This window comes from Bartonella sp. WD16.2 (assembly GCF_002022505.1).
GTDB lineage: Bacteria > Pseudomonadota > Alphaproteobacteria > Rhizobiales > Rhizobiaceae > Bartonella.
The window spans coordinates 814,381-829,538 of record NZ_CP019781.1; the positions used below are offsets into that span (position 1 = coordinate 814,381).

Consider the following 15,158-nt stretch of genomic DNA (forward strand, 5'->3'; position numbering starts at 1 on the left):
TTAAAGCTTGATTGAAATTTTCCTCTTTTGCATATAATTTAAAGACTGAAGTACTCGCTTTGGTCTTGTAAAAATAAGATCTTTAATCACCGGTCCTTAACACCGGAAAGAATGGAGAAAACTAATGCCGGCAGTACAAGAGACGATACGCCAGGTACGTGAGATAGACGTTGATCAATATAAATATGGCTTTAAAACCAATATTAAAACGGATAAAGCACCAAAAGGCTTAAATGAAGATATTATCCGATTCATTTCTGCAAAAAAAAATGAGCCTGAATGGATGTTGACATGGCGTTTACAAGCTTTTCATCGTTGGACTACAATGGAAGAGCCTCATTGGGCACGTGTTGAATATCCAAAAATTAATTTTCAAGAATTTTATTATTATGCTGCTCCTAAAAACCATACGGGACCAAAATCTTTAGATGAAGTTGACCCCGAGTTATTAGCAACATATGAAAAGCTTGGCATTCCTCTTAAAGAACAGGAAATCTTGGCAGGGGTAAGAAAACAAGCTGATCATTCTCCTCTTAATGATAATATTTATGGATCAGGACAAGTAGCCGTTGATGCAGTCTTTGATTCTGTTTCTATTGTGACGACATTTAAAAAAGAATTAGCACGCGCCGGTGTTATTTTTTGTTCTATCTCAGAAGCAATTATTGAACATCCTTCCTTTATTAAAGAATATTTAGGAACAGTTGTACCAATTGGTGATAATTATTATGCTGCTTTAAATTCTGCTGTCTTCACAGATGGTTCATTTGTTTACATTCCTAAAGGGGTTCGTTGTCCTATGGAACTTTCAACCTATTTTAGGATTAACGAACGCAATACAGGTCAATTTGAACGAACATTGATTATTGCAGATGAAGATTCTTATGTTTCTTATCTTGAAGGATGTACAGCACCTCAACGTGATGAAAATCAGCTTCATGCCGCTGTTGTTGAACTTGTTGCACTCAAAAATGCAGAAATTAAATATTCTACAGTACAAAACTGGTACCCTGGTGATAAGGAAGGGAAGGGGGGATCTATAATTTCGTAACTAAACGTGGAGATTGTCGAGGAGATAATTCCAAAATTTCATGGACACAGGTTGAGACTGGTTCTGCAATTACTTGGAAATATCCGTCTTGTTTGTTACGTGGTGACAATTCACGTGGAGAGTTTTATTCTATTGCTGTCGCAAATGGTCATCAACAAATCGATTCTGGTACTAAAATGATCCATTTGGGCAAAAACACATCAAGTCGTATTATTTCTAAAGGCATTTCTGCTGGTTTTTCAAATAATACTTACCGTGGGCAAGTCACTGCACATAAAAAAGCACAAAATGCACGTAATTTTACTCAATGCGATAGTTTATTAATTGGGAACAATTGTGGTGCTCATACAGTTCCGTACATTGAAGCAAAAAATGCAACGGCTCACTTTGAACATGAAGCAACAACATCAAAAATCTCTGATGATCAGCTTTTTTATGTGATGCAGAGGGGAATTCCTGAAGAAGAAGCTATCGCATTAATTGTTAATGGTTTTGTGAAAGAAGTCATTCAAAAACTTCCAATGGAGTTTGCTGTTGAAGCGCAGAAGCTCATCGCTATCAGCCTTGAAGGTAGTGTAGGCTAATTTCATGTATTTTGTAAAATTGATGAGTTAAATTATAAAACAGCAAGACCAGGATTAAATTATGTTAGAAATAAAAAATTTGCATGCCCGTATTGTTGAAACTAATACAGAAATTATCCGCGGTTTAAACTTAACTGTTCAAAACGGCGAAGTTGCAGCCATTATGGGACAAAATGGAGCCGGAAAATCTACTTTATCTTATGTGCTTGCTGGTCATAATGATTATGAAGTAACAGAAGGCGACATTCTTTACAATGGACAATCTATTTTAGAAATGGATCCAGCAGAACGTGCAGTGTATGGAATTTTTTTAGCATTTCAATATCCAATGGAAATACCTGGTGTTGCAACAATGGAATTTTTAAAAGTTGCAATAAATTCTCAGCGTAAAGCTCGTGGTGATGAAGAACTTAAAATTCCTGAATTCATCAAACGCATAAAAGAAATTGCTTCTAAGCTTGAAATAGATATGGCCATGCTTAAGCGCCCATTGAATGTTGGCTTTTCTGGTGGAGAAAAAAAGCGAGCTGAAATTCTTCAAATGGCTCTCCTTGAACCTACTCTTTGTATTCTAGATGAAACAGATTCTGGTTTAGACATTGATGCATTAAAAATTGTTGCCAATGGCGTTAATAAACTTCGCAATTTAGAGCGCTCATTTTTGGTCATTACTCATTATCAGCGTTTACTTGATTATATTGTTCCAGATACAGTACATGTCCTTTATCAAGGCCGCATTATTAAAAGTGGAGATAAAACACTAGCACTTTATCTAGAGCAAAATGGATATGCTGACATTATCAGTAAAACAGCCTGAGGCCATTGAATATGAGTATAAACTCACAGCAAGAATTGATAGCTGTCGAAAAAGATATTATTAATAAATTTATCCAACGTATTGATCATTTACCTGGAAATAGGGTAGTGCAAACAATACGTAAGCAGGCCATTGAATTATTTCAAAGAACAGGGCTTCCTTCCCGTAAAATTGAAAATTGGCATTATACTAATTTACGTACTTTATTAAAATCTATTAGTGATTTTTCAGAAACAAATAATGAGCAACTGATCGCCGCATTACTTTCAGAAAATTTTGTTTTTTCTATTGAAAATGGAAAAATACGTACATCATCGCAAATAGCAGGTGTCATAGTAGAAAGTCTTGCAGATGCATTGAAAAAAAATCACGCAAAAATAAATCAAGTCACAACAGATAAAGATTTTATTGCACAATTAAATACAGCTTTTGTAACAGATGGTTGGCTTTTTCAGATTCCTGAAAATACAAAATTAGATAATCCAATTGAATTGCAAAATATTCAAATGGGTGGACAGTCACACATTTTTTCAGACATTAAAATTGGCAAAAATAGTCAAGCTATAATCATTGAACGCCAAATTGGTGGCAATAAAGATACTTTTACCAGCTCGATATTTTCATTACATGTTGCAGCACATAGTAATGTTACGTGGATTCTTATTCGAGATCGGGATTTTGATTCTACACAATTTAGTCGATTTCACGCAGTGCTTGATAAAAATGCTCAATTATCGCTTTACGTAGTTAATATAGGTAGCCATCTTAATCGCCAAGAAATCGATATTGAATTGCAAGGACAAGAATCCAATTTTCAATTACAGGCAATAAATTTATTATCTGAGCAAACGCACAGCGATCTTACAATGACTGTTCGGCATATTGAAGAAAAGTCAACTTCTACAGAAATTATACGTAATGTTGTTACAAATAAGGCGTATGGTGCTTTCCAAGGGATGATACATGTTGCACAAAAAGCCCAAAATACAGATGCACGCATGGCTTGTAATAGCCTCATTCTTTCTGATGATGCACAATTTAATGCAAAGCCTGAATTAGAAATTTTTGCTGATAATGTTGCGTGTGGTCATGGTGCGACAGTTGCTAAAATTAATCATGAATATCTTTTTTATCTGATGGCACGTGGTATCCCTCTTAAAATTGCTCGTGAACTTTTAGTTAAAGGATTTATTTCTGAATTAATTGATGACATCAAGCAAGATAACATTCAAGCTATTTTGGGTGATATCATTGGCGAGTGGTTAAAAAAGAATATTTAAGGCATAAAAATGGAAGATTACGGACAAACATTGAATTATAATGTAGAAACAATTCGATGTGATTTTCCTATTTTACAACACAATATTTACGGTAAGCGGTTGGCTTATCTGGATAGTGGAGCATCTGCTCAAAAGCCTCAATCAGTTCTTAATGCAATGAATAATCTCTATCAATGCTATTATGCCAATGTGCATAGAGGAATGCATTTTTTATCAAATACGATAACACAATCTTATGAAGATGCTCGTGAAACAGTTCGTGCTTTTTTAAATGCTCAATCAGCTCAAGAAATTGTTTTTACGAAAAGTGCGACAGAAGCTATTAATACTGTAGCTTACGGTTGGGGTATGCCAAAATTGAGTGAAGGTGATGAGATTGTTCTCACAATTATGGAGCATCATTCAAATATTATTCCTTGGCATTTTATCCGTGAACAGAAAGGTGTTAAACTTATTTTTGTGCCAGTTGATGAAAATGGTATTTTACATATTGAAGACTTCCAAAAAGCTTTAAGTGATAGAACGCGTCTTGTTGCTATTACTCATATGTCCAATATATTAGGGACTGTTCCTCCTGTTAAAGAAATGGTTAAGCTAGCACACCAAAATACTATTCCTGTCCTTATTGATGGTTCTCAAGGAGCTGTACATTTAACGGTTGATACGCAAGATCTTGATTGTGATTGGTATGTTTTTACTGGTCATAAGATTTATGGCCCTACGGGTATCGGTGTTCTTTACGGCAAAAAATGTCGGCTAGAAGAAATGCATCCTTTTCAGGGAGGAGGGGAAATGATTAACGAAGTGACAATTGATAAGGTGTCTTATAATAATCCTCCATATCGTTTTGAAGCTGGTACTCCTCCTATAGTTGAAGCTATTGGGTTGGCAACTGCCATTGATTATATACAAGAGAAAGATAGAAACGCTATTTACGCACATGAAATGGCGCTTTTAGCCTATGCACATGAAAAACTTGAAACCATTAAATCACTACACATTTACGGTCGTTCTCCAAATAAGGGAGCTATTATATCTTTTCAAATTGAAGATATTCATGCACATGATATCGCGATGTTTATTGATCGGCAGGGGGTTGCTATACGTGCAGGGACACATTGTGCGCAACCTTTATTACAGCATTTTGATTTAACATCTACTTGTCGTGTATCGTTAGCTATGTATAATAATCATGAGGATATTGATCAATTAGTTGAAGCATTGGAAAAAGCAAGGAAATTTTTTAATGGTTAAACCAATTGAAGGATGTCACTCTACTGAATCTGTTGACATAAAAAATGAAGAAGAAAAAGCTTGTATATCAACAATTCCAAAAGCTGAAATTGAGCGTATGACAAATGATATCATCTCTGCTCTTAAAACGATTTACGATCCAGAAATACCTGCTAATATTTACGACTTAGGGCTAATTTATCGCGTTGATATTGAAGATGATCGTTCAGTAAGAATCGAAATGACACTCACCGCGCCTGGTTGTCCTGTAGCAGGTGAAATGCCAGGGTGGGTAGAGAATGCTGTAAATGCAGTTGAAGGTGTTTCATACGTTGAAGTGATTATGACATTTGATCCACCATGGACACCTGATTGTATGTCAGAAGAAGCACAAGTCGCTACTGGATGGTACTAAAAATGTCACCTTCTTTAAAGCATAAAAAAGATGGCACTTTCTCCCTTAATTTACCTGTGAAAGAGATGAACAAAATGCCACCTTATAATTTTACCCATATTTCTTTTAGAAGAAATATGGCAGAAAATTAAAATAAGAGCATTGTGATTATTTGATAACGCCACACGCTAAACGCGCACCACCCCCACCCTCTGACGAGAAAGTGTCTTCTCCTATATGAATCATCAACGAACGATTTCTAATTTCAGTAAGTTTTTTAATACGTGGTGCAAGAACACTCATAGTTGCTCGACCTTGCGCATCAACATAAAGCATAGGCAAGTCACCAAGATGGCCATTTATATTGTAAGGTCCAAGATGTTTGTTGGTATTCTTGGGATCATAGTGCCCTCCTGCAGAACCACCAATCACACCATCTTTCGTATCACATGAAGGATACATATGTACGTGAAAACCATGAAAACCTTCCGGCAATGAAGATAAATCTGGTATAAAAATCAAACCGTATTTATTTTCTTGAACTGTAATCTTACCAATAGATTTTTTTACATTGTTTTCTTCCAGCCTATAAATTGTTACCTGAGTTGATTCTGCTAAAGCAAAAACGCTAGAATATAAAACCATAAGTAATGTTAATAAAGGAAAGACTTTATTCATAGAGCACCTTTCATATCTAATTTAAATTAAACAAAAAAGTTTCCTTTTTAATTAATATATTAATTTCTCCCCAGCTAATATTCCACCTGTTACAATATTTTTATAAATTTGTAAATTTTGTGATTCAATTTTCTTTTTCTTATGTAAAATCAACGTGTTACCACATAGCTTTATTAGCCTTTAATTTTAACTACCTCCTGAGTATGCTAAAAATATCTTCACACATTTCTAAGCTGATCTATAATCAGTAACCGAAATCTGCTAGAAGCTAGTAGTTAGTAGTTAATTTTAATCTTTAAACTTACAAGCAAACTTTATTACTTAAAATTTTATAGAATTTATTTTTATGATTGTGTCATTTTTATTATAGCTCTTTTTGAAAAGATTATGTAATGGAGATAATGTATCATTATGTGGTTCTCAACATTGTCTTCGGAGTAATTCATGAGCACAAAACGTTTAATTAGCACATCTATTATCACTCTTTTTACAGCTTCTATGGCACAAGCAGCAGACATTATGGTGCCTCGAGAGTCAAGGCCTGTTACTCAAATGTCCAAGCAGGTTTCATCACCTGCTGAAATGAGTCCGAGTCCTGATATTCCACCAGTCATTTCTGCACCTACTTTCTCTTGGGATGGTTTTTATCTTGGAGGACAGATTGGTGGCTTTTCAGGTAAAACGGATATTAGCCTATATGTTAAAAAAAGCCCTGGTATGAGAGAATGGACACCTGTTGAGAAAGATACATTGCCTCAACTCTCTGGTGTCATGGGAGGTCTTTATGCAGGAGCTAATGTTGATTTAGGAAATAGCCTTATTCTAGGTGTTGATACGGATATAGTTTGGTCTAATAAAGAGGATACAAAAGTTGTTGCTAAAAGAAAATTTGAAGAAATAGATGAAATAGAAGAAATAGATGAGGTGGAAGAAGTAGAAGCACGAGAAGAAAAGGCAAGGCGTGAATTATATGAACGTGCACAGATATCACGAAGAGAGGGTAGAGGAGCTGGTAGGCAAGAACAAGAGAGAGTGGAGGAAAGTTCTAGAACAAAACGTAATGCTGAGAGAGGTGTAACAGGGCCTGCAGGCCCTGCTGGTCCTATAAGCCCTGTAGAAACACAAAGATTCACAAGGCCTCAAGAACAGAGGAGAGGAGAATTCTTACAAAGAGAAAGAGAATCTCAACAAATTTCATCTAGAATAGCATCAACTTCAGGCGTAGATTCAAATTCGTCTGCAAGGCATGCAAGGGAAGCGGGACAATTAAGTGAGATAGCGGAAATTGGTGATGAAATTTATAGCAACACTTTAAAACAAAAATGGTCTGGTGCTACACGAGTACGTATAGGCTTTGCAGTTGATCGTATTATGCCTTATATTGCTGGCGGTGTCGCTTATGCGCAGCTTCAAAATATCTTTTCACGATCACTTGAAATAGGGGGACGAGAAATAAGTTCTTTTAGCTTATCAGATACAAAAATGATGGTGGGTTACACCCTCGGTGGTGGTGTTGATTTTGCAATGGCTGATAATGTTATTTTACGTGCGGAATATCGTTATTCAGATTTTGGTAAACAGAAATTTGCTAAGGACAAGTTAGAACTTGACTACCAAACCAATGATTTTCGGGTTGGTGTTGCTTATAAGTTCTAATTTATTGTACGACTCAAATCACTTAAAAAGCTCTATCACAGGATAGGGCTTTTATTTTTACTGATGCTATGCATTTCCTTACCAGAGAAGGGAATTTACAGTTCTATTTGTACAAAAGAAGGGTGGAAAGTTTAGAATTTTGTCTTTAAACTTATAAAAATATCAATAAAATCAATAGGTTATAGGGATAAAAAGTATGTGGCGGAGGGGGTGGGATTCGAACCCACGGTACAGTCTCCTGCACGCCGGTTTTCAAGACCGGTGCCTTAAACCGCTCGACCACCCCTCCAAAAAACACGCTTTTTAAAATAAGGTAGTTTTTACAAGCTTCTTCGAAAAGGTCAATCACTTAAATACGATTTTAAGTATTTTTAATTAATGCTTTAAGCTTAATAATCTTAACTTCTAAGCCATATACTTTTCTGTAAAGCATTTCAATTAAAATTAACAATTCCACTGCCTTTATTTAATGGTTTGGTATTATAATGAAATAATTAGAACTGCTAGTTATTTATAAAACTAAAAACTATACCGATAATGGCACCTATTATTAACCCTATCACTGCACCAGTTAATACACCAATAAAAAGCGCTACACCTATACCCATTACTATGATTGGGCCAAATCCCGGTAGGGCAATATAACCATAAGTCGCAAGAATTGTTGCAATTGCTCCTGAAATACCACCATTTAAACTTCCAATAAGTGCAGACTTTTTAATAAAACAATAAATCTGCTTTAAAGAAATTCTCCCATGGTTATTTGAGTTAACGTCGTTATAAATTTTAAAATCAATCATATTTTCTTCTTTCACTTTGAACGCTAACTACTCCAGAATAATCGATCGATATGAGAAAATTACAATTTTTAAATTCTACTAAAGCGCGCCAAATACCCTTGTCATCTAAATATAATCGTTTAATATTTTGAAAGCCATTTTTCATGAGATGATTTCTAATTTGCGAAGCAGTAAACGAGTTCTGACCTGCTTTACTAACCTGTTGAATAAAAACATACTTTGAAGTTTTATAATTAGAGTCATAGAAAATCTTATGTGGTGAAGCTATAACTATAGATGAGATACAAATCATTATTGCAAAAAAAGTAATTAATCTAAAATTTTTACCTAATCTCATCTTGTCACCATTTATTTAAACGATGCTTTTCTATCTTGCGCACATAATTAACCCTTGTCTTACTGACAAGTTCCAATCTATTTTAATTATCTTGATTGTACAATTATTATGAGCACCAATTTAAAATTTAGGTTATTTTTTCAAATTATAATTTTATAGCATTTACCTCAGCAAACAACCGATAAAAGAAAAGATAATATAAAGGCTAATACCGTATTATTAATTTTAACACGGTTTATAATGCAGTAAGATTTCTTTTAATTGTGGTTCATCAACACGTTTCACCGCTTCTAATACTGTAACCCACTCATACATACGCTGATTTTGTTCTGTCCATTTTTTTTCTTGATGAGAATAAAGTACAGCAAAAACATAGACACAGAATTTACTGTTTTTTTCTATTGGTAAATCTAATTTTTCATATTCGTATGTGCCTATAGGAAATGTCTCCACGACACCTCGCACTCCAGCTTCCTCAAAAGCTTCTTGTAATACAGCTTGTGAAAAAGATCTCTTTGGAATTGGCCATCCTTTTGGTATAATCCACCGACTAGATCCCCGGCTGGTAATAAGAAGAAATTCAAGATTTCCATTCTTTATGCGATAAACTAATGCACCAACTTGCAACAAACGTGTATCCTCTACTAAAATATATTTACTATAAGCTATGTCAGCACCGTTCATTTCTTCTTATCATACCAGTGTAAGTTACTTGAGAATCAATTGTATTGTAAATAAGTTACATTATTGCTTTTAATCCATCACCAGGATGTATTCCTTCTCGCATCAATAAATTACGCAACGATGAGAAATTACGTAACAATTCGAATCCGACGCTTCGTATAATATGAACAGGCAGCATATTGGAAAGTAAAGTATAATTAAATGTATGAACAAATCCGCTACGAATAAATATATCAGGTTTACGACGCCAATTATATTGTGCAATAATTGTTTTAAAATTAGAATTGGATATCTGGTTAGGTAAGATATCAATTAAAGTTTGAATATCACGAAATCCTAAATTAAATCCTTGTGCCCCAATAGGGGGAAAAACATGAGCTGCTTCACCCACTAAAATTGTTCTATTTGCAGCAAAACAATGAGGGATAAGGCCAAAAAGAGGGCATGTTTGAACCGCCGTTTTTACCGTTATCTCACCAAGTATTGATTGCATCTGATCTTCAATCACTTTTGCTATTGCCCTTGATTGCATATTTAATAACTTTTTGGCACGTGAGGGATTAGTAACCCACACAAGACTAGATGTATTTCCTGGTAATGGAACCTGTGTAAAAGGACCATCTTCTGTATGAAATTCAGTTGATATGTTTTGATGAGGTAACTTATGTGCAAAATTTAAAATAAGTGCTGTCTGCGGATAATTCCATTGTTTAACTCTAATTCCAGCTGCCACTCGCGTTGGAGAATGACAACCGTCAGCTGCAACAATAAATGATACTTGAATAATTTTACCATCCGAGAGAGTAATATTTACATGATCTTGTCGGTGATGAAAAGATTTTGCTAAAGAAAAAAATCTTATAACGCCTGATGTGCACTCAATGGCATTCATTAAAGCATTGTTCAGTTTTAAATTGGGAATATTATAGCCAAAAGCCTTTTTACCAATTTCAGAAGAACAAAAATTTACAGTAGGAGCACGTACAATCCTAGAGGTTGCATCAATGATTCTCATTAAAGATAAAGCTGCAGCATGAGATTTGACAGTTTCCCAAATATTTAACCTTTGAAGCGCATGAATTGCTGGCATCATAAGAGCAGTTGTCCGTAATTCATTTACGCGAGTAGGGGGCCCAATAAGAAAAACAGTATAACCTTTCTGAGCAAGACTAAGTGCTGCTAACATACCAACAGGACCCGCACCAATAACAGCTACATCTCTATGTTCATTTTTTTCAAATATCACAACAGTTTAAATCTTTCTAATTTACTAATTGCTTTAATGATTTTAAATAAAAAGACTCTTTTCTTATTACATAATGTAATAAATATTGCGATATAAAAAAAATGGTAACCTTGTACTCTTTTTACAGATTAGTCATACAATATGAAGAGAAAAATGATACGCGGATAAAATGAACAAAGACTTAAAAATGAGGATAGAAAAACATTGAGACGTAAACTAACAAGAAAAATCAAAACCAACACTGATCGATTGCGCTCCAAAACAGTAACAATGCCACAGGCAAGGGCTTTCTCTGTCCATTTGCTAACAGCTTCAGGTTCGTTTTTAGCATTTCTTTCTTTAATAGCTGCATCTAAAAAAGAATGGATCGCTATGTTTTATTGGCTTGGACTCGCACTTCTTGTTGATGGTATTGATGGGCCAATAGCACGTAAGCTTAATGTAAAATCTATACTTCCAACATGGTCTGGTGAACTGCTAGATAACATTATTGATTATGTAACTTATGTTTTAATTCCAGCCTTTGCACTTTATCAAAGCGGTTTTATGGGAGCAGAGTTATCATTCTTATTAAGTGCTATTATTGTCATTTCATCAGCCATTTATTATGCAGATACCGGAATGAAAACTAAAGAAAATTTCTTTAAAGGATTTCCTGTTGTTTGGAATATGATGATTTTCACGCTTTTCGTGGTGAGGCCTGAAGAATGGGTTGCCTTCGTTATTATTTTTTTATCGGCAATTTTATCTTTTTTACCAATTTATTTTATCCACCCAATAAGAGTTGTTCGCTTACGTATACTTAATCTTTTAGTTTTTTTCGCGTGGTGTTCCTTTGGTATTGCTGCATTTTTTTATCAACTTAACGCTCCATATTGGATTAAAATAGGAATTTCAATCACTGGTATTTATATTTATTGTATTGGTGCCGTTATGCAATTATTTCCTACATTAGGCGCACAAAAAAATAATCGGAAATAATAATAACTATTGTCAGAAAATAATAGATTCAGCTTTTATCAATAAATTTAAAATATATAGGCTATCTTTGTTATTTATTAGTTTAAAAAGTTCCATAATATATATTATGCGATTTTAAGATACTGCCAATGCAGGAGCTACTGTTTCATAACTTAAAGCAATTTTTGAATGGACTGAAAACAGTATGGAATCAAAAATCCCTAACTTCTATATAACCCATTGATTTTATTGATATTTGGTGATCCCGACAGGATTCGAACCTGTGACCCACGGCTTAGAAGGCCGTTGCTCTATCCAGCTGAGCTACGGGACCAACTGATGATCACTTTTTAAAAAATATTTTTTCGTTAGTGCGTCCAAGATTGTTGCCGATCACTACGAAAATTATCAGAATAAGAAATAGCGCGCCGAAAAGAAGACTTACATGAATTTTCTACACGATAAGGAATAGAATTTTTGAGAGCGAAAGCAATAGCTTCTTCTTTCATTTTAAACCGAATTTTTATCTGACTATTCATATCTGATGTCGCTGTATATCCCATAAGAGGCTCAAGCATTTTTGCTTGCTCCGGCTCATACTGCAGAACCCAAAAACCAATATTTGCCTTGCCTGACTGCATTGATGTTTTCGCTGGACTATAAATACGTGCAACCATATTCTTTTCCTTTAGACGACACAACGTTTGAATAACAAACAGTACTGTACGCTACTCAATAAATCCATTATTATGGTCGGAGCGATAGGATTTGAACCTACGACCCCCTGATCCCAAATCAGGTGCGCTACCAGACTGCGCTACGCTCCGCGATTTATATTTGATGTCCCTTCCCTAAAATTTTCACAACAGAAGTGCAAGTGTAAAACATATTTTTAAAAAATTTTTTCTCTTTTTTTATGAATAATAATTTTTTCAAACATTTCTTACCGCCAATAACATTGTTATAAGCAGAAAAAATGACATCTCTAAAAAAGTTTAAATCGTGCAATAAACTGTGTAAGTTAAAAAATTCCATACATAATTTCTTTAATTAACCTTATTACTTTATCCATAGAATAGCGACTAATATAATTTAAAACATAAATAATTTAAACACAGTAAAAACTACCCCCTATTTTCGCATTTATAAATAATTCTACTCAATAAAGTTTACAGCCTATTGATAACAGATCAATATACAATTGAAATAAAATAAATGTTTGCAGTACCCAAACTACAAAATTTCCGTACAAAAAACAAACTGCCTCTTCACTTCTTATTTATATGAAATAGCTAATTTGACCTTTCAAAGTTAACCAATGAGGTATTACTAAATAGTACATTATCAGTTAAATAAAAGCAAAAAACTTAGAAAATCTCTTTTATCTGGGTACTTCAAAACAACAGCATAACCACGTTTTTCATTAAAATAATTGAGAAAACACTTAAAAATAACATTTATTGCATTTGCGTATTAATGACTTCACCAATGACAGAACGTGTTATTTTGCTTTTTCTTTGCAATGCTAATCTGTCAACAGAATCAATAATGCATTTTAATGCAAATAAGGAACGTTCACAACGACTCACAAGATAGCGGATAATATCTGAATGAACAGTAATCTGCCGATCTGAAAAAAGTTTAAATGCGATAGCTGTTAACAGTGCATCATCAGGCTGATCAATCTCAACTAACATAACTGAATTAAGACGACTTTTTAGATCATTTAGCTTCAAATCCCATGTAGACGGTAATGTGCGAGCAGTTATCAATAAAGTAGCTTGACGCACATTGAGATTTGCTTGCTTAATACTATTAATCAAATGAAAAAGTCCAATTTCATTGATTTTCCCCGCATCAATATCCTCAATTAAAAGTGATCTACCTGAAGAAGCTGCAGTAATTACTTGGTCAATTTCATCACGATGAACAATTAAAGCATTAGCTTTTTGTAGCCATACGCTAGAAAAATGCGTTTTTCCAGAACCTTCTTTTCCAACCAAAACAGCAATAGGTAATACCCAATTTGGCCAATGATCAACCAACTGAAAAGCCACACGATTACTATCTGTAACTACCAAATCATCCCGTTGGAAAACCGACTCATAGGAAAACTCTAAAGGTAATTGTGTCTCGTATTCATTCATTCTACTGACCCCGAATTCTCACTTTGTGAATACATTTGAGAATTAAGATAAGTATGAAGAGCAAAACGAACCAAAACACCAATGGCAGCAGAGGCAGGAACAGCAATCAACATGCCCGTAAAACCAAATAACGAACCAAAAGCAAAAAGTGCAAACATCAACCATACCGGATGAAGCCCTACTGATGAGCCCACAAGCTTCGGTTGAAGAATATAACCTTCAATAAATTGACCAATAAAAAAAACAACCATAATAATAATAATCCGACCCCAATTATCTGGATAAAACTGGACCCATGCAACCCCACCAGATAAAATAAAACCACTCATTGTACCAATATAAGGAATAAAACTGATGAGACCAATAAACATACCAATTAAAAGACCAAAATGAAGTCCTGTAATAGTTAGACCAATAGCATAATACCCCCCCAATATCAAACAAACCGTTCCTTGCCCACGAACAAAACCCGCAATAGCTCTATCCATTTCGTAAAAAATACTGCGGACAGTTTCAAGATGATTCCGTGGTATCCAAGAATCAACTGCCTCAACCATACGCTGCCAATCCAGCAACATATAAAATGCTACCACAGGTGCTACAACAAGCAGACTGATAATATTAACAATAGATTTTCCTGATCTTAAAAGTGAATTTAAAAGAGATGTAATAAAATCAGAGCTTTGCCCTAAAAGAACTTTAATATCGGTCTGTAATTCATTTGGATCACTACCAAAATAACGCCCTACCCAATCAAAATTAGATTCAGTAAAAAAATTTTGAATACGACTAACATAAATTGGTAAACCACTACTCACAAATTGTTGTATTTGCCAACTGGCAATAGGAATTAAAATTGTTAAAGCAACAACAAAAATGATAACAATAAACAAGGTAATTAAAATTGTACCAAAAACACGACGAATACCAACTTTTTCAAGTAATTGTACAATCGGATTAAGAAAATAAGCCAATACAATCCCTGCTACAAAAGGAAGCAAAACTGCTCCAAAAACAAACATAAAGATAACAAAAAAAATCAATGTCCCAAGCCAGAAAAAAACTTGTTTTTTCATACTGTTTGGTAAAGGTACTTGTTTATAAGCTGGAACATAAGAAGTATAACGGCCTCGAAGGCTACTTTTTTTGATTTTCTCTTTCATTGACTGCAAAGTAGGGTTATTATGACTATCTGATATTTTATTCATCTATATCCTCAAAAAATCCTTTTAAAAGATTATGCAACTTCTTTCGTTTAGGTTCAAGGTAAACAATCATTTATTTCTGGATA

14 protein-coding genes, 3 tRNA genes and 1 pseudogene are annotated in these 15,158 nt (G+C 34.4%); 7 read left to right on the plus strand and 11 right to left on the minus strand.

The window, feature by feature from the left end:
• Positions 1–124 precede the first annotated feature (124 nt).
• From sufB to BWD162_RS03420, 5 genes and pseudogenes are all read left to right on the plus strand, one after another.
• Positions 125–1,635: pseudogene (sufB, locus tag BWD162_RS03400) on the plus strand (Fe-S cluster assembly protein SufB).
• 61 nt (positions 1,636–1,696) lie between these two features.
• Positions 1,697–2,452, plus strand: coding sequence for a Fe-S cluster assembly ATPase SufC (gene sufC / locus BWD162_RS03405; protein ID WP_078705442.1), 756 nt, complete (start codon positions 1,697–1,699; stop codon positions 2,450–2,452).
• Positions 2,453–2,463: 11 nt separating this feature from the next.
• Positions 2,464–3,732, plus strand: a complete 1,269-nt coding sequence (gene sufD, locus BWD162_RS03410) for a Fe-S cluster assembly protein SufD (RefSeq protein ID WP_078705443.1) — start codon at positions 2,464–2,466, stop codon at positions 3,730–3,732.
• A gap of 9 nt (positions 3,733–3,741) precedes the next feature.
• Positions 3,742–4,986 (plus strand): cysteine desulfurase, encoded by a 1,245-nt coding sequence (locus tag BWD162_RS03415; protein ID WP_078705444.1) that lies wholly within the window; start codon positions 3,742–3,744, stop codon positions 4,984–4,986.
• The gene (locus tag BWD162_RS03420) at positions 4,979–5,380 is read left to right on the plus strand and encodes an SUF system Fe-S cluster assembly protein (protein ID WP_078705445.1); all 402 of its coding nucleotides are present in this window, start codon (positions 4,979–4,981) and stop codon (positions 5,378–5,380) included. The genes BWD162_RS03415 and BWD162_RS03420 overlap by 8 nt, the downstream gene beginning before the upstream one ends.
• Before the next feature lie 147 nt (positions 5,381–5,527).
• On the opposite strand, the gene BWD162_RS03425 is transcribed toward BWD162_RS03420, so the two are convergent.
• A complete protein-coding gene (locus BWD162_RS03425) occupies positions 5,528–6,037 on the minus strand; it encodes a superoxide dismutase family protein (protein WP_078705446.1) in 510 nt (169 codons plus the stop codon).
• Positions 6,038–6,481: 444 nt separating this feature from the next.
• On the opposite strand from BWD162_RS03425, the gene BWD162_RS03430 reads away from it, so the two are divergent.
• A complete protein-coding gene (locus BWD162_RS03430; RefSeq protein ID WP_078705447.1) occupies positions 6,482–7,693 on the plus strand; it encodes an outer membrane protein in 1,212 nt (403 codons plus the stop codon).
• A 199-nt stretch (positions 7,694–7,892) separates the two neighbouring features.
• Here BWD162_RS03430 and BWD162_RS03435 read toward each other — a convergent pair.
• The 5 genes from BWD162_RS03435 to BWD162_RS03455 all read right to left on the minus strand — a co-directional run bounded on the left by BWD162_RS03435 (position 7,893) and on the right by BWD162_RS03455 (position 10,760).
• A tRNA-Ser gene (locus BWD162_RS03435) sits at positions 7,893–7,982 on the minus strand.
• A 214-nt stretch (positions 7,983–8,196) separates the two neighbouring features.
• Complete coding sequence (locus tag BWD162_RS03440) at positions 8,197–8,508, minus strand: hypothetical protein (protein WP_078705448.1); 312 nt, start codon at positions 8,506–8,508, stop codon at positions 8,197–8,199.
• Positions 8,486–8,830: a hypothetical protein gene (locus BWD162_RS07900; protein ID WP_078705449.1), complete on the minus strand. Its 345-nt coding sequence runs from the start codon at positions 8,828–8,830 to the stop codon at positions 8,486–8,488. Before BWD162_RS07900 ends, BWD162_RS03440 begins: the two co-directional genes overlap by 23 nt.
• 225 nt (positions 8,831–9,055) lie before the next feature.
• The gene (locus BWD162_RS03450) at positions 9,056–9,514 is read right to left on the minus strand and encodes an NUDIX hydrolase (RefSeq protein WP_078705450.1); all 459 of its coding nucleotides are present in this window, start codon (positions 9,512–9,514) and stop codon (positions 9,056–9,058) included.
• A 55-nt stretch (positions 9,515–9,569) separates the two neighbouring features.
• Positions 9,570–10,760: a UbiH/UbiF family hydroxylase gene (locus BWD162_RS03455; protein ID WP_078705451.1), complete on the minus strand. Its 1,191-nt coding sequence runs from the start codon at positions 10,758–10,760 to the stop codon at positions 9,570–9,572.
• Between the two features lie 204 nt (positions 10,761–10,964).
• On the opposite strand from BWD162_RS03455, the gene pcsA reads away from it, so the two are divergent.
• Positions 10,965–11,741 carry a phosphatidylcholine synthase gene (gene pcsA / locus BWD162_RS03460; RefSeq protein ID WP_078705452.1) on the plus strand — a complete coding sequence of 259 codons (777 nt, stop codon included), beginning with the start codon at positions 10,965–10,967 and terminating at the stop codon, positions 11,739–11,741.
• A 236-nt stretch (positions 11,742–11,977) separates the two neighbouring features.
• Here the strand turns inward: pcsA and BWD162_RS03465 are convergent.
• The 5 genes from BWD162_RS03465 to BWD162_RS03490 form a co-directional block, all read right to left on the minus strand.
• Positions 11,978–12,054 (minus strand) — tRNA-Arg (locus tag BWD162_RS03465).
• 34 nt (positions 12,055–12,088) lie between these two features.
• Complete coding sequence (locus BWD162_RS03470) at positions 12,089–12,397, minus strand: ETC complex I subunit (RefSeq protein ID WP_078705453.1); 309 nt, start codon at positions 12,395–12,397, stop codon at positions 12,089–12,091.
• Positions 12,398–12,470: 73 nt separating this feature from the next.
• Positions 12,471–12,547 (minus strand) — tRNA-Pro (locus tag BWD162_RS03475).
• Between the two features lie 630 nt (positions 12,548–13,177).
• Complete coding sequence (gene hdaA, locus BWD162_RS03485; protein ID WP_078705455.1) at positions 13,178–13,867, minus strand: DnaA regulatory inactivator HdaA; 690 nt, start codon at positions 13,865–13,867, stop codon at positions 13,178–13,180.
• The gene (locus BWD162_RS03490) at positions 13,864–15,075 is read right to left on the minus strand and encodes an AI-2E family transporter (protein WP_078705456.1); all 1,212 of its coding nucleotides are present in this window, start codon (positions 15,073–15,075) and stop codon (positions 13,864–13,866) included. The genes hdaA and BWD162_RS03490 overlap by 4 nt, the downstream gene beginning before the upstream one ends.
• Positions 15,076–15,158: the final 83 nt, after the last annotated feature.